This window comes from Pseudoxanthomonas daejeonensis, assembly GCF_010093205.1.
Classification (GTDB): domain Bacteria; phylum Pseudomonadota; class Gammaproteobacteria; order Xanthomonadales; family Xanthomonadaceae; genus Pseudoxanthomonas; species Pseudoxanthomonas daejeonensis.
In genome coordinates, this window is the sequence record NZ_PDWN01000005.1 from 176,007 (window position 1) to 194,471 (window position 18,465).

An 18,465-nucleotide genomic window follows, 5' to 3' on the forward strand; every position below is an offset into this window, starting at 1 on the left:
GCCGAGCCGCTGGGCCGCCATCATGGATGAAGCCGTAGAATCGCCCCATGACAGCGCCCGACTCGCCGCCACCGCGTCCACCCTTCACGCCACGCCACTGGCCGATGTGGATCGGCCTGGGCGTGCTGACCGCCGCCGCGCACCTGCCATGGCTGTGGCAAAGGGCGATCGGACGCGGCATCGGCTGGCTGGCCCTACGCCTGGCCGGCACGCGCCGGCGCGCGGCCGAGGTGAACATCGACCTGTGCTTCCCCGAGCAGTCGCCCGCATGGCGCCGGCGCCTGCTGCACGACAGTTTCGAGGCGCTGGGCATCGGCCTGTTCGAATTCGCGCGGGCCTGGTGGGGCAGCGTGAAACCGATGCGGCAGGGCCTGCGCATCGAGGGGCTCGAGCACCTGCGCGCGCTGCAGGCCGAAGGCCGCGGCGTGCTGCTGGTGTCGGGCCATTTCATGACCCTGGAAATCTGCGGGCGGCTGATGTGCGAGCAAGTGCCCCTGGCCGGCATGTACCGCCGTCATCGCGATCCGGTGATGGAATGGGCGGTCAAGCGCGGCCGCCTGCGCTACGCCAGCGCGATGTTCGGCAATGGCGACATCCGTGGCGCGGTGCGCCACCTCAAGCGCGGCGGCTTCCTCTGGTACGCGCCGGACCAGGACATGCGCGGCAAGGACACGGTGTTCGCGCCGTTCTTCGGCATGCCCGCATCCACGATCACCGCCACCCACCAGCTGGCGCGGCTGACCGGCTGCGCGGTGGTGCCGTTCTTCCACCGTCGCGAAGGCGGGCGCTACATCCTGCGCGTGGCTGCCCCGCTGCCGGACTTCCCGAGCGAGGACGTGGTCGCCGACACCGGCCAGGTGAACGCCGCTATCGAGGCGATGGTGCGCGAGGCACCCGCGCAGTACCTGTGGATCCATCGCCGCTTCAAGCGCCAGCCGCAGGGCCGCAGCACCTACTACGAACGTCCTTCGACTCCGCCCGCGTAGACGCCTGCACGGCCGTACAGCGCCCCGGCATAGAGTCCGGCCAGCAACAGCACCAGCCCGCCCCAGAAGGTCGAGTAGAACGCCAGGTGGGTGTTGAGCGGGAACACCGTGACCGCCAGCGCCAGCAGCGCCGGACGCGCGCGATCCCGCGCTATCGGATCGGCCCTGCGCCAGCTGCGCCAGACCAGGCCGGCACCCGCCAGCCAGAGCAGCAGGCCGGACAGGCCGGTCTCGCTGAGCAGCTCCAGCACCAGCTGGTGCGCGTGGTAGGCCTCGCCGCCGCCCCAGGCCGGTGCCTGCGCCGGTGCCGGATCGCACTGCGGCCAGGCGACGCGGAAGCCGCGCACACCGACTCCGTTGAGCGGGTGCTCCCGTGCCATGCAGGCCGCGCCTTGCCAGATGCGGGCGCGTCCCGACAACGCGCCATCCACGCCGGACCCGTCCGCCTGCAGGGCCATCGTGGTCCGCGCCACGCGCTGTTGCAGCTGCGGCGACACCAGGTACAGCGCGGCGATGCCGAGCAGGCTAGCGGCGGCGAATGCAGACAGCCTGCGCGCACCCAGCGCTCGCCAGCCTGAGAACACCAGCACGAGCGCGTAGGTGAGCCAGGCCGCACGCGCGCCACCGAGCACGATCGCAATACCCAGCGCCAGCGCGGCGACGCACCAGCCCAATACGCCGGAACGACGCGATGCCGCCGACAGCAGGAACGGCGACAGGCTCGCCAGCACCAGCCCCAGCTTCAGGTTGCACGGACCGAACACACCGCCCAGGCGGTCGGCGGCCATGACTTCGGCGGCGCTGCAGAACGCCTCGCCGCCCATGCCGCGCTTGAGCGCGTCGAGGCTCCAGAACAGCGGGCTGGCGCCCAGCAAGGCCTGCGTCAACGCATCCAGCGTCCATGCACCCACGATCAGCGCCAGGCCGGCGAACACGATCTTCCGCCCGCGCGCAGCGTGCACGGCGATCGCCACGCCCCACAGGAATGGCAGGTAGCGCAGGTCGGCGGCGACTTCCTTCAGCGCGCGCCCGCGATCGAGTGCGTCCGGCGCGGAGAGCAGCTCCGGCAGCCAGTACACCGCGAACAGCGCCGTCGCCAGCCACGCCGCGCGCCGGTCCAGCGGCAACACCCGGCGGCGTGCGATGGCGAACAGCAGTTGCGCCAGCAGCGCCATCGCACCGAGCGCGAGCACGCCTTCGGCCGGTCCGGGCAGCGGCCACAGCGCGACGAAGGCCAGCAACCACCAGGGCGTCCAGGCGAAAGCGCGCGCGTGCGTGGCGTCGTCAGCCGGCCAGTTCGGCATACGTCTCCAGGGTCGCCTGCTGCATCGCGTCCAGCGTGTAGGGAACGCCATCGGGCGGTTGCGGCGGGGCACGCAGCAGCGAGGCCGCCGTGGCAGCCAGGGCAGTGGCATCGAAGGGTGCCACCGCGCCCTGCGGCTGCAGGTGTTGCAGCAACTCGCCGACTCCGCCGTGCGCCCACCCCAGCACCGGCCTGCCGACCGACAGCGCCTCCACCACGGTGCGGCCGAAGGCCTCGGGTTTGCGCGAAAGCTGCAGCACCAGGTCGCAGGCCGCATAGGCCTCGGCGATCCGCGAGGTCGGTGCGGTGAACAGCGCCGCGTCGGCCACGCCCAGCTGGACGGCCTGGCTCCGGAGTTCGTCGAGGTAGGCTTCGCGCCCGGCTTCGCGCGCGCCGGGCAGCCACAGCCGCGCTTCAGGGAATGGCCCGGCGCGCAGCGCCGCCAGCAGTTGCAGCGCGTCGGCATGGCCTTTCAGGCGCGTACCGCGGCCGGGCAACAGCAGCAGCGGACCATGGCCTGCGAGTGGCGGGGACTCGGCACCCAGTCGTGCGCGCGCCCCATCGTCCGGATGCGGGCGGCGCGGGAACTGGGCCGGATCGATCCCGCGCGGAATCACCCGCAGCCGCGCCGGATCGAGCTTCGGGTAATGCCGCAGCACGTAGTCGCGCACCGTGTCCGACACGCAGATCACGCGTTCGCCGCTGGCCATCACCGCGCTGTAGCGGCCCGGCGAGTTGAGTCCGTGCACCGTCGTGATCCAGCGCGGCCGCGTTGGTGCGGGCAACGTGGCCAGCGCCAGCCGCCCCAGCCATGCCGGCAGCCGCGAGCGCGCATGCACGATGTCCACCCGCTCGCGTTCGAACAGTGCACGCAATGCGGGCACGTGGCGCATCACGGCCAGCGACTTGCGGCCGATGTCCAGGGTCACGTGTTCGCCGCCGCATTCGCGCAGTGCCAGCAGCAACCGGCCGCCCGCCGAGACGACGATCGCGCGATGCCCGGCCGCGACCAGCGCGGCGGTGATTTCGAGGGTGGACCGTTCGACGCCGCCGGACTCGAGCGCCGGCAGCAGCTGGACCACGGTCAGGCGGCGTCGCACGGGGAGGCCGGCCTGCACGTAGGCGATGGCGTCAGTCGACCAGCTGGTAGATCGCGCCGCAGTACGGGCACTGGGCCTGGTGGCCCGGGTCGTCCTCGATAGGCAGGTACACGCGCGGATGCGAGTTCCACAGCGCCATCTCCGGCGTCGGGCAGCTCAGCGGCAGGTCGGCGCGGTGGACGGTGTAGCGCTTCTCGGCGTTGGCGGGCGCGTTGGCAGTGGTGGTCATGGCGGGCTACTGGCGATGCGGAAGCAGGCGCCAATTCTAGCCGCCCGCCGCCCGGGCGGGGTCGGCGGACCGAAAATAGCCCTGCCCTGCACGACGCCGGGCAATAAAAAAAACGCCGGCCCGTCGAAACGGGCCGGCGCGCGCGGCGGTGGGGAGGGAGACCCGCCGGCTTACCTGGCCAGACTTACTTGGCCTTCGGCACCGAGGCCTCGGTAGTGATGCGCAGGGTGACCTGGTCGCCGACATTGGGGACGTAGGCACCCACGCCGAACTCGGTGCGGCTGATCGTGGTGGTGGCATCGAAACCGATCGCCTTGGCCTTGCTCATCGGATGCTCGCCGACCTTGTTCAGGGTCACGTCCAGCACCACGGGCCGGGTCACGTCCTTGATGGTCAGGTCACCGGTGACCTTGAGCTTGCCCTCGCCGGCGGACTCGACCTTGGTGCTCTTGAAGGTGGCGTTCGGGAACTTGGTCGCATCGAAGAAGTCCGCGCTGCGCAGGTGGTCGTTGAACTTGGCGCTGAAGCCCTCCAGCCCCGACAGCGGCAGGTTCACCACGACGCTGGACTTGCCGACATTGGCGGCGTCGTACACCAGCGTTCCCTCGACGTTGCCGAAGTTGGCGAACGGGTTGGAGAAGCCCATGTGGTTCCACTGGGCCAGCACGTTGGTGTGGGTAGGATCGAGCTTGTAGGTAACCGGCGCGGCGAAGGCCGGGGCGACGGCTAAGGCAAGCAGGGCGGCGGCGGAAAGCAGGCGGATACGCATGGGAGGGCTCCTGGAAAGCAGACGGGTGGGTCGTGGCAGCGCGCGTTACTCGATGCGCGCGGCCTCATCGAACGACAGGCGCGGGGAGCGCGGATAGATGCTGGCCGGATCGCCGTGGCCAAGATTGATCAGGATGTCGGACTTGATGCTCGTGCCCGTGAAGAAGGCCTCGTCGACCTTGGCGTTGTCGAAGCCGGTCATTGGACCGGCGTCCAGGCCGAGCGCCCGCGCGGCGACGATCAGGTAGGCCGCCTGCAGCGAGCTGTTGCGCAGCGACGGCTTTTCACGGCCCTCGCGCGGGCCGTCGAACCAGGCCTTGGCGTCGGCGTGCGGGAACAGGTACGGCAGCTTCTCGTGGAAATCCTCGTCACGGCCGATGATCACCGTCACCGGGGCGGCCATGGTCTTGGCGTAGTTGCCCTCGGCCAGGGTCGGGCCGAGCTTGGCCTTGGCTTCCGGGGATTTCACGAAGACCAGGCGCGCCGGCGTCGTGTTGGCCTGGGTCGGACCGAACTTCAGCAGGTCATAGAGCTGGCGCAGGGTGGCATCGCTGACCTCGCCGGTGAAAGCGTTATAGGTGCGGGCGGTGCGAAACAGCTGGTCGAGCGCGGCATCGTTCAGCGGGTGCGGCATTATCGGTCCTTGGGTCGGAGGGGCCGGTCGGTGAAACCCGGCCTTTCAGGCTGGGCGCCAGTGTAGACTGTTGCACCCATGGTTTTGTGAACCCATTCCGGAACGAATTGATGTCGTTTCCGCAACAAACCACCCTGATTTCCACCACCTGGCTGCTCACTGACGGGCATGCCGGCAACGTGCGCCAGGCCGAAGCGCTCGCCCGTGCGCTGGGCCAGTCAACCGCGGCACCGCCCCTGGAGCCGGCCGCACCTTGGCGCTGGCTCGCGCCCCGCCGATTGCCCGGTGACGGGCGCGCGTTCGGCCCCTCCTTCGCTGCCGCCCTGGCAGGCCACGCGCCATCGCTCGCCATCGGCTGCGGACGACAGGGGGCGCTGGCCACGCGCCTGTTGCGCGAACGCGGTGCGCGCACGGTGCAGATCCTGGACCCGCGCATCGATCCTCGGCACTGGGACCTGGTGGTCGCTCCCGAACACGACGGGCTGCACGGTGCCAACGTCATCCCGATGCTGGGTAGCCTCAACCCGGTGGACGATGCCTGGCTGGCCGAGGCGGCCTTGCGCTTCCCCTCGCTGCTGGCATTGCCACGCCCGCGCATCGTGCTGCTGGTCGGCGGGCCGACGCGGAACGCGCCGTGGGCCGCAGCCGCGCTGGAAGCGGTCCTGCAGCGACTGCGCAAGCGCGTGCTTGCGGAGGGCGGAAGCCTGTTGGCCACCGTTTCACGACGCACGCCCCCGGCGACGCTGGAGCTGTTGCGCCGGCAGCTGCGCGACGTGCCCGGCCTGCTGTGGGAAGGCAGCGGAACCAATCCGTACCCGGGGATGCTGGCGTGCGCGGACCAGCTGGTCTGCACGCCCGACTCGGTGAACATGCTGTCGGAAGCCTGCGCGACGGACTTGCCGGTGCAGGTCCTCGAAGCCGCCCGAGCGAGGGGCCGGATCGCCGCTTTCCTCGCCTCACTGCAGGGCCGTGGCCGGATCGCCACGATGGATGCAGGCCCGGACCACCCGCGCGTCGCTCCGCTGCGCGAAACCGCACGGGTGGCCGCGGAAGTCGCCCGCCGGCTCGGCCTCGATTCCGGTCGACCCGCCACGCCACGCTGATCGCTACCGGCCCACTCCCGGCGGATCGAACCCCAGGCCGTGTCGCTCCACCACGCGCCCGATGTCGGCGCGTGCCACGGTGATCGCTTCGGTTTCCGTCGCCAGCCGCGGCCTGCGATCCAGCGTGCAGGCCAAGCCGGCCTCCAGCAGCACCGCATGCGCGCGATGCAGGGCGTTCGCATCCTCGCCGTCGAGCCAGCCACAGCCGGCAAGCGCATCCAGCAGGCCTGGCGTGTCACGCGGTTCCAGCAGCGCGGCGACGTCCACCGAACCCGCCAGCACGCCGAACTGCAGCAGGAATTCCAGATCGACCAGCCCGCCCGCGCCCTGCTTGAGGTCGAACCGCGCCGCGTCGCTGCGGTCCAGCTCGGCACGCATGCGCTGGCGCATCTGGCCGACGTCGCCCGCCAGTACCGCGACGTCGCGCGTCTGGCCCAGCGTGCGTGCGCGTACCTGGCCGAAGTCCGCGCACAGCGACGCATCGCCGGCGACCTGCCGCGCACGCACAAGGGCCTGGTGCTCCCAGGTCCATGCGCGCTGCAGCTGGTAATCCGCGTAGCTGGCCAGCGAGGAAACCAGCAGGCTCTTGCCGCCATCCGGGCGCAGGCGCATGTCGGTCTCGTACAGGCGACCGGCACTGGTCACCGCACCGAGCAACGCGACGATCTTCTGCGCCAGGCGCGCGTACCAGCGCGCCGGTTCAAGCGGTCGCTTCCCGTCCGACATCGCCGCCGGATCGGCGTCGTACAGGAACACCAGGTCCAGGTCGGAGCCGAAGCCCAGCTCCCTGCCGCCCAGGCTGCCGTAGCCGACGATGGCAAAACGCCCCCCCGGCATCGCGCCATGCGCGTGGGTGACTTCGGCATCGGCCATGCCCAGCACTTCGAGGACGACCGCATCGGCCAATGTCGCCAGCTGGCGCGCACTGTCCTCGGCGGGCTGGCGCCGGTCCAGGGTCGCCAGGGCGATGCGGAAACTCAGCGCCAGGCGTACTTCGTTGAGCGCGCGCAGCGCCGCTTCCGGATCGTCGCCCTGGGCCTGCACCGCGCCGGCGCAGGCCGCACGCATCGCCGCGGCATCGGGCATCGCGCCGGCCACCCGCGTGTCGAGCAGTTCGTCGAGCAGCAGCGGATAGGCGGCGATGCGCTCGGCCAGCAAGGCACTGCGTGCGAGCACGTCGACCAGGCGCGCCAGCGCACTGGGTTGTTCGTCGAGCAGGGCCAGGTAGCTCGCCCTGCGCAGGATCGCCTGCAACAGGCCGAGCAGCCGCCGCAGGGCGGCGTCGGGTTGCGCCGAGCGGGCGGCCGCACCCAGCAAAGCGGGCACCACCCGGTCCAGCCGCGCACGCGCCGCATCGGACAGGGCGCGCACGCCGTTGCCACGGGCGAAGTCGCGCAGCGAGGCGTCGGCCGCGGCCGCATCGCCGAAGCCCGAATCGGCCAGCACCTGCGGCTCACCGCCCTCGGGCAGCGCGCGCCAGTAGCTTTCAAGCGCATCGGGCGCCGCTTCGCCACGCCGCGGCACGAGCAGCGCGTCGAACTCCGCCGACACGCCGGCGCGGCACTGCGCCAGGTCCTGCTGCAGCGCATCCCAGCCCGCGTAATCGAGGGCCAGCGCCAGGCGCTGTCGATCCTCGTCGCTGCCGGGCAGCGCGTGGGTCTGCGCGTCGCGCAGCATCTGCACCCGGTTCTCGAGCCGGCGCAGGAAACAGTAGGCCCGGGCGAGGTTGAGCCCATGCTCGGGCGCGACCTGCCCGGCGTCCACCAGCGCCTGCAGCGCCGGCAGCAACTGGCGTCCGCGCAGCGAAGACTCGCGCCCGCCGCGGATCAGCTGCAGCGACTGCACCAGGAATTCGATCTCGCGGATGCCGCCGGGGCCGCGCTTGAGGTCGTCGGCCATGTCGCGGCGCTGCATCTCGGCCACGATCGCGGCCTTCATCGTGCGCAGTCCGTCCAGTGCGGTGTAGTCGAGATAGCGGCGGTAGATGAAGGGCCGCAGCGTCTCCAGCCAGGCCTCGCCGGCGGCGATGTCGCCCGCCACCGTGCGCGCCTTGAGCCAGGCGTAGCGCTCCCAGTCGCGGCCTTCGCGCTGGAAGTACTGGTCCATCGCCGCGAACGACCACGCCACCCGGCCGGCGTTGCCGAAGGGCCGCAGGCGCAGGTCGACGCGATGGCAGAAGCCGTCGGCGGTCATCTCGTCGAGCAGCTTGGCCAGGCGCTGCCCGAGCCGCGCGAAGTAGTCCTCCGCGGCCAGCGCGCGACGGCCATCGGACTCGCCATCGTGGGGATAGGCGTAGACCAGGTCGACGTCCGACGAAAAATTCAGCTCGGCGCCGCCCAGCTTGCCCAGGCCGAAAACGACCAGTCGCTGCGCAGTGCCGCCGGCATCGCGCACCACGCCGTGGCGCTCGGCGAACTCGCCCTCGACCGCCTCCAGCGCCAGGCGCAGGCAGTCCTCTGCCAGCCGCGTGCTTCCGGCCAGGGTGGCGTCGACATCGTCCAGGCCCAGCACGTCGCGCCAGACCAGTCGCGTGGACATGGCTGTCCGGTACTGGCGCAGCTGCGCCGGCCAGTCCGGCGGCCGTGCGGGATCGAGGACCGGCTCGGGCAACGGACCCGGATCGGCCTGCGCCAGGTGCTCGAGCAGTGCCGGCTGGCGACGCAGGGTCTCGATCGCGAAATCGCTGGCCAGCGCCACGCGTGCCACGCGCTCGCGCAGGCCCGGCATTTCGAGCAGGGCGCCGTGGCGCGGCGAGGAGGCCGCCAGCGTCGCCAGCGCGCGGGCGCCGATGCGCTCGCGGACATCGGAAGGCGGGTCGGGCGTGGGTCCGGGCGGCGTACTCATCGCCGCGATTGTGGCATGCAGCCCCGGCGTCTCCGGGCACCCGGCCAGCTTCCGGAAAGGCCCCTTGCCGGGGCGCGGGAAAAAAAAGCCCGCTTGCAGCGAACTGCCAGCGGGCCTGCTCCCTCCCCCACGTCGGGATGCGGGACCATCGTGAAGGACTCGTTAGATGCATTGCACGCTGCACTGCAAAACAGCACCGGCAGGTTCAATTTCTGCGGTTTTTCCCCTTAAAACTGAATAGGCACAATCCGCAAATTGACACCGGTGACAGGGCGTTCGAACGGGGTCACTGGAGCAGGTGCGGCTGCGCGTCGAACCATTCCCGGGCACGAATCAGGTGCATCTCGCGCTGGCCGTTCCGAAGGTCGACGCCGGCCGAAAGCAGGCCCGAACGCGCGAACAGCTGCCCCTTCCGTTCGCCGCCGGCCAATCGCAGCCGCGCCATGACCTCGTAGCGGTCATTGCTGGCGTGCACCCTGTCCAGTACCAGCGCCTCGTCCTGCCAGTGCACGCGGGCGCGGGCCTGGACCTGCCCGGAATCGACCAGCCGGTCCATCCAGCGCGGGTAACTGCGCCCGCTGCCGAACAGGTCGATCAGGAAGCCCACGTCGCGCGCCTGCACTTCGACCTTGCCGGATACCGAACTGGATGCGGCCAGATCGATCCGCGCACTGGGCAGGTCGACCTTGGTCCACCAGCCCGTGCGCGACTGCCCGTCCGCATTGCGGAAGCTCACGTTGTGCAGCCGCACCTGGCTGCCATCGAGGTCGAACTGGCGTTGCTGCAGATCGGCACGTTGCAGGCGCGCATCCAGTTCGACATCGCCCTTCAACGCATGCCCGCCCATCGACATCCGCGCGCCGTGTCCCTGCACACTGACCACGCCATGGCCGATGCCGCCGCTGCCATCCAGCTTCAGGTCCGCGCTGGCGGTACCACTGCCGCCTTCGATGCGCATCTGCTCGGACAGGAACCGGTTGTAGACCCGCAGGTCCGGCACCTGCGCGCCGGCGAAACGCAGGTGCGCGGTGGTCGCGCCCAGCGCCTCCCCGCGCGCGGGCATGCCGTCGACGGTCAGGTCCAGCTGCAGGTCGGTGCCCTTGGCATACGGCGCCGCCGCAGGACCGCCTGCGATCGAATATCCATCCAGGTGCACGGCCAGCTGGGTCTGCAGCGTGCCTTCGGCTGAAGTGACCAGGTCGGCACGGACGCGACCCTGGCCGCTGATCTGGTTGTCCATGACCGTGGCCGCCACCGCGACCTGCGGCAACTCGATGTGGCTGCCCGGCGCCGGCCGGCCCTCGTCCAGGCGCAGGTCGGCGATCAGGTCGCCGGAACCGTCCAGCCTCAACCACGGCGGCGCGTTGAACATCGTCGTGACCCACCCCAGCGACGGGAAGTGCCAGTGCCCGACCAGGTGCCCCGAGGCGCGTGGCAGCACGGAGAGCAATCCGTCCTGGGTCGGCAATTCGCGGCCCTGCAAGCGCAGCTCCGCGTCCAGGTCCAGGATGCCGCCCTCGCGCTGGGGCACCTGCAGTCGCAGCGCGATGTCCTGGTCCACGCTGGCCTGCACCTGCAGCGCGCCGCCCAGCGGCGCACCGGTCACGCCGACGCCGTGCATGGGCGCGGTCCAGCTCAACGTGCCGCCGGGCTGGAGCACCCCATCGCGCATTTCCAGTTGTGCATGCAGCTCGCCCCCGCCTGGCGTGGTGGTGATCCGGAACTTGCCTTGCGGGTCGAAGTAGCCGCGCAGCGAAGAACCCTTGCCATCGATCGACAGCGCGCCGTCGGTCAGCGCCAGCTTGCGCATGCCCGGCGCCTGCGCACGCGTGTGGCGCTTCATCGAGAAGCTGCCGTCCAGGCGCACCCCATCCAGCAGCTCGTCGCCATCGGCAAGCAGGCGCACGCTGTCGAAATGCACCGACGAAGGCAGGATCTGCATCGCCCCGCCGCGCAACTGCTTGGAGAACCCGAACACGGCCTGGCCGTCCCCCTCCAGCACGAGTTCGTCGAAGTGGCCGCGCAGCACGTGGTCGGCCGCGATCCGGTCGAACAGGAGCGTCCATCCACCTTCGCGTGGCGGTGGCGGTTCGAGGTTGCGTGCGACATGCCGCGCACCGCCAGCCACGCCGGTGGCGGCTATCGACGGTACGCGAACCTCCTTGCGCAGCAACGGCCACAACGCCAGGCGCCCGCTGACGCGCTGCGCCTGCACGTCCCAGGAAAGCTTGCGGACCTGCCCCTGCAGGCGGACATCCCGCGCGATGACGTGACCGGGATAGAGCGTGAGCGCCCGACCCCACTGCGCCTGGAATTTCTCCGGCTTGCGGTTGGCCGCCCACGGGCCCAGTGGCGTGTTGAGGAACAGGTTGCCCAGCAGGAAATAGGCCCCGTAGGCGACCAGCAGCGTCCAGACCGTGCGCCGAAGCCAGCGTGGCCGATCGTTCCAGAACATCCGCCATCGGGTCCTGCCCTGGCGGGCCTTCTCCCGTACCGCGTCAAACGTCCAAGCGCGTGCTTCCATGGCCAACGACCTTTCTGCGGCGGGGCGTGTTCACGCTACCGCGAATGCAGGTGCTGCGCACATGCGTAGAACTACGCAGGCCGCCCCCGGCCTGCCGGCAGGCTCAGGCCGCCACGCCGCCGGCGCTGGCGCGCCGCACGCGCACTGCCTGCGCGAGCCGCTCGAGCACGCCCAGCGAACGCTCCCAGTCCAGGCAACCGTCGGTGATGCTCTGGCCGTAGGCGAGCACGCCGCCGTCGACCAGTTCCTGGCGGCCACCGACCAGGTGGCTCTCGACCATGACTCCGATGATGCGCCGGTCGCCGCCTTCCACCTGGCGCGCGATGTCCTCGACCACGGCGGGCTGGTTGTCGGGATTCTTGCCGCTGTTGGCGTGGCTGGCATCGATCATCAGGCGTGCCGGAAGGCCGGCCTTGGCGAGCGCGTCGCTGGCGGCCTGCACCCCGGCGGCGTCGTAGTTGGGTGCCTTGCCGCCGCGCAGGATCACGTGGCCGTCCGGATTGCCGGCGGTGGCGGCGATCGCCGAACGTCCGTCCTTGGTCACCGCCAGGAAATGATGCGGATGCGACGCTGCCATGACCGCATCGGCGGCAATGCGCACGTTGCCGTCGGTCCCGTTCTTGAAGCCGACCGGGCACGACAGGCCCGAGGCCATCTCGCGGTGGATCTGGCTCTCGGTGGTGCGCGCCCCGATCGCGCCCCAGGCGACGAGGTCGGCGATGTACTGCGGCGAGATCGTGTCCAGGTACTCGCAACCGGCGGGCAAACCGAGCAGGTTGATGTCGCGCAGCAGCGCGCGGCCGACATGCAGGCCCTTGTTGATGTTGAAGCTGCCATCCAGGTCCGGATCGTTGATCAGCCCCTTCCAGCCCACGGTGGTGCGCGGCTTCTCGAAGTACACGCGCATCACGATCTCCAGTGCATCGCCAAGCGCATCCCGCAACGGGCGCAACTTGCGCGCGTACTCCATCGCCGCGACCGGGTCGTGGATCGAGCACGGACCGATCACCACCGCCAGGCGGTCGTCCTCGCCGTGCAGGATGTGGTGCAGCGCGCGCCGCGCATCGGCGACGGTGTCGGAAGCTTCGTCGTTGCAGGGAAGCTCGGCGATCAGCTGCGCGGGGGAAACCAGCGCATCGATGCGGCGGATGCGCAGGTCGTCGGTGTGGGGGGCCATGGGGGAATGCTCCTGGGGGCTTGTCTCGTTTCCCGCCGGAGACTGGCGACAAAAAAGCCGCCAGGTCTCTGGCGGCTTTCAGGGGATGTGTTCTGTGGATCGAACTTCAGAACGCGCGTACCCCTTCCTCCGCCGGTGGCTTGGGAAAGTAATACCAGCGATAAAAGCGGGCGCACGGCGTGTTCACGGGGCCATTGATAACAGCCGCCTCCAGGCCACGCAACCGTTTCAGGGGCAACATCGAGGGTGCGGAATGCATCCGGGGACATGCCGCACCAGCAAAAGAAAACCCCGCCTTGCGGCGGGGTTTCCATGTCACGTTGTCGCGGGTGGGACTGGATCAGAAATCCATGCCGCCCATGCCGCCCATGCCGCCGCCGCCCGGCATCGCCGGCTCGTCCTTCTTCGGGGCCTCGGCCACCATCGCTTCGGTGGTGATCATCAGGCCCGCGATCGAAGCGGCGTTCTGCAGCGCCGAACGGGTGACCTTGGTCGGATCCAGGATGCCGAACTCGACCATGTCGCCGAACTCGCCGTTGGCGGCGTTGTAGCCGAAGTTGCCCGTGCCTTCCTTGACCTTGTTCAGGATCACGGAGGGCTCTTCGCCGGCGTTGGTGACGATCTCGCGCAGCGGGGCTTCCATCGCGCGCAGGGCGATCTGGATGCCGTGGGTCTGGTCTTCGTTGGCACCCTTCAGGTCGCCGATCGCGCTGATCGCACGGACCAGGGCCACGCCGCCGCCCGGGACCACGCCTTCCTCGACGGCCGCACGGGTCGCGTGCAGGGCGTCTTCGACGCGCGCCTTCTTTTCCTTCATCTCGATCTCGGTCGAGGCACCGACCTTGATCACCGCCACGCCGCCGGCCAGCTTGGCCACGCGCTCCTGCAGCTTCTCGCGGTCGTAGTCCGAAGATGTCTCTTCGATCTGCGCCTTGATCTGCTTGATGCGCGACTCGATCGCCGCGGTGTCGCCGGCGCCGTCGATGATGGTGGTGTTCTCCTTGGAAACCTGCACCTTCTTGGCGCGGCCCAGGTCCTTGATCGTGGCCTTCTCCAGCTGCAGGCCCACTTCCTCGGAAATCACGGTGCCGCCGGTCAGGGTGGCCATGTCTTCCAGCATCGCCTTGCGACGGTCGCCGAAGCCCGGGGCCTTGACCGCCACGACCTTGACGATGCCGCGGATGGTGTTGACCACCAGGGTCGCCAGGGCTTCGCCCTCGACTTCCTCGGCCACGATCAGCAGCGGCTTGCCGGCCTTGGCCACGCCCTCGAGCACGGGCAGCAGGTCGCGCACGTTGGAGATCTTCTTGTCGTGCAACAGGATGAACGGGTCATCCAGGTCGGCGCTCTGCGACTGCTGGTTGTTGATGAAGTACGGCGACAGGTAGCCGCGGTCGAACTGCATGCCCTCGACCACGTCCAGCTCGTTCTCCAGGCCCGAGCCTTCCTCGACCGTGATCACGCCTTCCTTGCCGACCTTCTTCATCGCGTCGGCGATGATGTTGCCGATCGACTCGTCGGAGTTGGCCGAGATGGTGCCGACCTGGGCGATCGCCTTGTCGTCGGCGGTGGGCTTGCTGATCTTCTTCAGCTCGGCCACGGCGGCCACGACGGCCTTGTCGATGCCGCGCTTGAGGTCCATCGGGTTCATGCCGGCGGCGACCGCCTTGGAACCTTCGCGGATCAGCGCCTGGGCCAGCACGGTGGCGGTGGTGGTGCCGTCGCCGGCGTTGTCGGAGGTCTTGGAAGCGACTTCCTTGACCATCTGCGCGCCCATGTTCTCGAACTTGTCGGCCAGCTCGATCTCCTTGGCGACGGACACGCCGTCCTTGGTGATCGTCGGGGCGCCGTAGCTCTTCTCGAGCACGACGTTGCGGCCCTTCGGGCCCAGGGTCGCCTTGACGGCGTTGGCGAGGATGTTGACGCCGCGCACCATGCGCGCGCGGGCGTCTTCACCGAAACGGATTTCCTTGGCAGCCATTGTCGAATTACCTCAGTTCTGTGAATGCGGATTTGAAAGGCGGGAAGCGGCGGGCGCTCAGCCCAGCACGGCGAAGATGTCGTCTTCCTTCACCACCAGGTACTCGGTGCCGTCGAGCTTGACCTCGGTGCCGGCGTACTTGCCGAACAGCACCTGGTCGCCGACCTTGACCTTCGGCGCGCGCACGTTGCCGTTGTCGAACACCTTGCCCTCGCCCACGGCGACGACCTGGCCCTTGATCGGCTTCTCGGTGGCGGAGTCCGGAATCACGATGCCCCCGGCGGACACCTTCTCTTCCTCGGTACGCTTGATGACGACGCGGTCGTACAGCGGCTTGATGTTGCTCATGTTTCAATCCCTCTCAAGTGATTGACTGGGTTGGAAAAAGGGCGGCTAGACTAGCACTCGGACACAGCGACTGCCAGCACCGCGGGCGGACAGGACCCGGTCTTGACCGGATGCAGGAGCAGATGGGGCGCCGGCCCCGGCCTTTCAAGGGGCGATGCGCGAGGCGCGCGCGTCTGGGATCGCCCAGCGGCCCGGTACACTTCCCGTCATGCCGGTCCACCTCGTGTTCTGCAGCTGCCCCGACCCCGATACCGCCCAGCGCCTGGCCACCACCCTGGTCGAGGCGCGGCTGGCCGCCTGCGTGAGCGTGCTGCCGCCGATGCGCTCGGTGTATCGCTGGCAGGGCGTGGTCGAGCAGGCCGACGAGGTGCTGTTGCTGGCCAAGACACCGGCCGAGCAGTTGCCCGCGCTGGTCGAACGGCTGCGCGAGCTGCATCCGTATGAACTCCCCGAAATCGTGGCGGTCGAAGCCGCCGCCGGCCTGCCCGCCTACCTCGACTGGGTGGCCGACGCCACTCGTGAGTGAACCCCATCCGATGCCTGCCCTGCTCCGTTGCCTGATCCCCGCTCCGTTGCGGCGCCTGCTGCTGGCCCTGCCCGTGCTGCTGGCCGCGCTGCCGGCCCTGGCGGTCGACGGGAACGACCTGCTACCGGTCGACGAGGCCTTCGTGCTCACCGCAAGCGCGCCGTCCCGCGACCGCATCGAAGTCCGCTGGAAGGTCGCCGACGGCTACTACCTGTACCGGCACCGCACCGCGGTGAAGGCCGGCGCCGGTTTCGCCGCAGGCGCCCTGCAGCTGCCCGACGGTGCGCGCCACACCGACGAGTTCTTCGGCCCGGTGGAAACCTACCGCGGCGAACTGGTCGCCACCCTGCCCGGCAATGCCACGGGGCCCGGTCCCGTGCAGCTGGAGGTCAAGTACCAGGGCTGCGCGGACATCGGGATCTGCTATCCGCCACAGACACGGCGCCTGCAGGTGGCGCTGCCGGCCGGGGGCGCTGCCCCGCAGGCGGGCCTGCCCACGCCAGCCTCGCAGAAAGGCTTGCCGGGCCTGACCGGCGCGAGCGGCCCGGCGCGCGGCCTGCAGCTGCCGGGCCAGCAGGCATTGCCCGAGGCACAGGCGTTCGCCATCGATGCGATCGCCGACGGCGGCAACCGGATCCTGGTGCGGATGCAGCCGGCGCCCGGCTATTACATCTATCGCGACCGCAGCCATTTCGAACTGGAAGGCGATCCCGGCCTGCACGCGCAGCCACCACGCTGGCCCCAGGGCGCGCGCCACCGGGACGAGCACTTCGGCGAGGTGATGGTCTTCTTCGAACCGGTCGAGGTGGACCTGCCGGTGCGGCGCACCCATCCGCGACCGGCCCAGGTCACCCTGGTGGCGACCTTCCAGGGCTGCCAGACCGACGGCATCTGTTATCCGCCGATGACCCGGCGCCTGCCGGTGGACCTGCCGGCGGGACGCGTGGATACCGATGCCATAGCGCCCGGCGCGGACGATGCAGGCGTGGCGGTCGCGGATCCTGCCAGCACGGAGGATGCTGGCCCGGCGACGGCACCGCTCCCGACCCCATCGGAGGACGGGGCCACCGAGGCGACCCGCCCCGATGCCTCGGCCGGCAACGAGCTGCGCACGCGCGCGCCACCGACCACCGCCCCGCCCCGGCTCGCCGGCATCCTGCTGCTGGCCCTGCTCGGCGGCCTGCTGCTGAACCTGATGCCCTGCGTGCTGCCGATCCTCTCGCTCAAGGCGCTCGGCCTGGCCCAGAGCGGCGGCAGCCCGGAGCACGCGCGCCGGCATGCGCTCTGGTACACCGCCGGGGTGCTGGTCGCCTTCGCCGCGGTCGGCGCGCTGGTGGTGGCGCTGCGTGCCGCCGGGCAGGCGGCCGGCTGGGGCTTCCAGCTGCAGCAGCCCTGGTTCGTGGCGGCGATGGCCTACCTGATGTTCGCGGTCGGCCTGAGCCTGTCGGGCGTGTTCACCCTGGGCGGCGGCATCGGCGGCGGCCTGGCGGCGCCACGCAGCGGGCCGGCCGGCGACTTCCTCACCGGCGTGCTGGCCTGCGTCGTGGCCAGCCCGTGCATCGCCCCCTTCATGGGCCCTGCGCTGGCCTATGCGTTCGCCGCACCGGCGCTGGCCGGGATGCTGGTGTTCCTGGCCCTGGGCCTGGGGCTGGCGCTGCCGTTCCTGCTGATCGGCTTCGTTCCCGCGCTGGCACGGCGGCTGCCGAAGCCCGGCGCGTGGATGGAGACGCTCAAGCAGCTGCTCGCCTTCCCGATGTACCTGACCGCGATCTGGCTGCTGTGGATCCTGGGTCGCCAGCGCGGGGTGGACGCGGTGGCGCTGGTCCTCGTTGGCATCACTGTCCTGGCGCTGGCGCTGTGGTGGTTCGAACGCAGCCGCTGGCGCGGACCGCGCGTGGCGGCCGGACTGGCGCTGGGACTGGCGCTGGTCGCGCTGGTGCCGGTGTGGGCGGTGACCCGGCTGGAACCGCCGGCGGCAAAGGCCAGCGACAGCGGCGTGCTCGCCTACTCGTCCGAAGCGCTGGACCGCCTGCGCGCCGACAACCGCGTCGTGTTCGTCAACATGACCGCCGACTGGTGCGTGACCTGCAAGGCCAACGAGCGCAGCGTCCTGTCCAGCCAGGCCTTCGGGGACCTGCTCGCGCGCACCGGCGCGACCTACATGCGCGGCGACTGGACCAATGCCGATCCGGCGATCAGCGCCTTCCTCGAGGAACACAAGGCGGTCGGCGTGCCGCTTTACGTGGTCTATGGTCCCGGCGCACCGCCGGCGGTGCTGCCGCCGGTACTGACCCAGGCGATCGCCGAGGACGCGTTGCTGCGCGCGGCCGCACGGTGAGCCCCTCCCGACGGCTGCTGCTGGTCGCCGCAGGCGCCGGCGCGATCGGCCTGCTCGCCGGCCTGTGGCATGGACGCAGCCCGCTCCAGGACAGCGAAGCCGGGCAGCGCGCGCTGCAGGCCATGGCCGACGCCACCGCCCCGAAGCCGCCCGCAGATGTCCAGCCCGCCCGGCCCGGCGACCCGCTCCCCGACATCCGGCTCGCCGGAATGGACGGGAAGATCGTCGAACTGGCCACGATCGCGCCCGGGCGCCCGCTGCTGGTCAACGTCTGGGCCAGCTGGTGCGGTCCCTGCGTCGAGGAGATGCCGGAGCTGCAACGCTACGCCCGTGCGCAAGGCCCGACCGGCGTGCAGGTGGTCGGCCTGGCCCTGGATACGCCGGAAGGTGTCGCTGGCTTCCTGGCCCGCGTGCCCGTGGATTACCCGATCCTGCTCGAGACCCCGGGTCCGGCCGATGCCAGCGTCTGGCTCGGCAATACCCGCGGCCTGTTGCCCTACACCGTGCTGGTCGATGCGAGCGGTCGCGTGGTGAAGCAGAAACTGGGTCCGTTCGAGCACGGCGAGATCGAGGGCTGGGCCAGGCACTGAGCCCTGAACCCGTT

15 protein-coding genes are annotated in these 18,465 nt (G+C 70.2%); 5 read left to right on the forward strand and 10 right to left on the reverse strand.

The genetic code is table 11. From position 1 onward, the window contains the following. The first annotated feature begins 47 nt into the window (after nt 1–47). Nucleotides 48–986: an LpxL/LpxP family Kdo(2)-lipid IV(A) lauroyl/palmitoleoyl acyltransferase gene (locus CSC65_RS06900; RefSeq protein ID WP_162409788.1), complete on the forward strand. Its 939-nt coding sequence runs from the start codon at nt 48–50 to the stop codon at nt 984–986. Here the strand turns inward: CSC65_RS06900 and CSC65_RS06905 are convergent. The 5 genes from CSC65_RS06905 to CSC65_RS06925 form a co-directional block, all read right to left on the reverse strand. Next, nucleotides 956–2,290, reverse strand: a complete 1,335-nt coding sequence (locus CSC65_RS06905; protein ID WP_162409790.1) for an O-antigen ligase family protein — start codon at nt 2,288–2,290, stop codon at nt 956–958. The genes CSC65_RS06900 and CSC65_RS06905 overlap by 31 nt on opposite strands. Next, nucleotides 2,271–3,389, reverse strand: coding sequence for a glycosyltransferase (locus tag CSC65_RS06910; RefSeq protein ID WP_162409792.1), 1,119 nt, complete (start codon nt 3,387–3,389; stop codon nt 2,271–2,273). The genes CSC65_RS06905 and CSC65_RS06910 overlap by 20 nt, the downstream gene beginning before the upstream one ends. Before the next feature lie 31 nt (nt 3,390–3,420). After that, complete coding sequence (locus CSC65_RS06915; RefSeq protein WP_162409794.1) at nt 3,421–3,618, reverse strand: zinc-finger domain-containing protein; 198 nt, start codon at nt 3,616–3,618, stop codon at nt 3,421–3,423. Between the two features lie 184 nt (nt 3,619–3,802). Further along, on the reverse strand, nt 3,803–4,387 hold the full coding sequence (locus CSC65_RS06920) for a YceI family protein (RefSeq protein ID WP_162409796.1): 585 nt from the start codon (nt 4,385–4,387) through the stop codon (nt 3,803–3,805). Between the two features lie 45 nt (nt 4,388–4,432). After that, nucleotides 4,433–5,020, reverse strand: coding sequence for a malonic semialdehyde reductase (locus CSC65_RS06925; RefSeq protein WP_162409798.1), 588 nt, complete (start codon nt 5,018–5,020; stop codon nt 4,433–4,435). A gap of 110 nt (nt 5,021–5,130) precedes the next feature. Between CSC65_RS06925 and CSC65_RS06930 the strand changes: the two genes are divergently transcribed. After that, entirely contained in the window at nt 5,131–6,123 is a 993-nt protein-coding gene (locus CSC65_RS06930) for a mitochondrial fission ELM1 family protein (RefSeq protein ID WP_162409800.1), read from the forward strand. A 3-nt stretch (nt 6,124–6,126) separates the two neighbouring features. On the opposite strand, the gene glnE is transcribed toward CSC65_RS06930, so the two are convergent. The 5 genes from glnE to groES all read right to left on the reverse strand — a co-directional run bounded on the left by glnE (nt 6,127) and on the right by groES (nt 14,997). Further along, on the reverse strand, nt 6,127–8,967 hold the full coding sequence (glnE, locus tag CSC65_RS06935; protein WP_162409802.1) for a bifunctional [glutamate--ammonia ligase]-adenylyl-L-tyrosine phosphorylase/[glutamate--ammonia-ligase] adenylyltransferase: 2,841 nt from the start codon (nt 8,965–8,967) through the stop codon (nt 6,127–6,129). Nucleotides 8,968–9,253: 286 nt separating this feature from the next. Continuing rightward, nucleotides 9,254–11,422: an AsmA family protein gene (locus tag CSC65_RS06940; protein ID WP_162409804.1), complete on the reverse strand. Its 2,169-nt coding sequence runs from the start codon at nt 11,420–11,422 to the stop codon at nt 9,254–9,256. 172 nt (nt 11,423–11,594) lie between these two features. Next, nucleotides 11,595–12,668 (reverse strand): 3-deoxy-7-phosphoheptulonate synthase, encoded by a 1,074-nt coding sequence (locus CSC65_RS06945; protein WP_162409806.1) that lies wholly within the window; start codon nt 12,666–12,668, stop codon nt 11,595–11,597. A 340-nt stretch (nt 12,669–13,008) separates the two neighbouring features. Beyond that, on the reverse strand, nt 13,009–14,649 hold the full coding sequence (gene groL, locus CSC65_RS06950; protein ID WP_162409808.1) for a chaperonin GroEL: 1,641 nt from the start codon (nt 14,647–14,649) through the stop codon (nt 13,009–13,011). Nucleotides 14,650–14,706: 57 nt separating this feature from the next. Further along, nucleotides 14,707–14,997 carry a co-chaperone GroES gene (gene groES / locus CSC65_RS06955; protein ID WP_052631102.1) on the reverse strand — a complete coding sequence of 97 codons (291 nt, stop codon included), beginning with the start codon at nt 14,995–14,997 and terminating at the stop codon, nt 14,707–14,709. Nucleotides 14,998–15,205: 208 nt separating this feature from the next. Between groES and cutA the strand changes: the two genes are divergently transcribed. From cutA to CSC65_RS06970, 3 genes are read left to right on the forward strand one after another with little or no spacing between them, the layout of a single operon-like run. After that, the gene (gene cutA, locus CSC65_RS06960) at nt 15,206–15,523 is read left to right on the forward strand and encodes a divalent-cation tolerance protein CutA (protein WP_162409810.1); all 318 of its coding nucleotides are present in this window, start codon (nt 15,206–15,208) and stop codon (nt 15,521–15,523) included. Between the two features lie 10 nt (nt 15,524–15,533). Beyond that, entirely contained in the window at nt 15,534–17,861 is a 2,328-nt protein-coding gene (locus CSC65_RS06965; protein ID WP_162409812.1) for a protein-disulfide reductase DsbD family protein, read from the forward strand. Beyond that, nucleotides 17,858–18,451, forward strand: a complete 594-nt coding sequence (locus tag CSC65_RS06970) for a TlpA family protein disulfide reductase (RefSeq protein ID WP_238390306.1) — start codon at nt 17,858–17,860, stop codon at nt 18,449–18,451. Before CSC65_RS06965 ends, CSC65_RS06970 begins: the two co-directional genes overlap by 4 nt. The last annotated feature ends 14 nt before the right edge of the window (nt 18,452–18,465 follow it).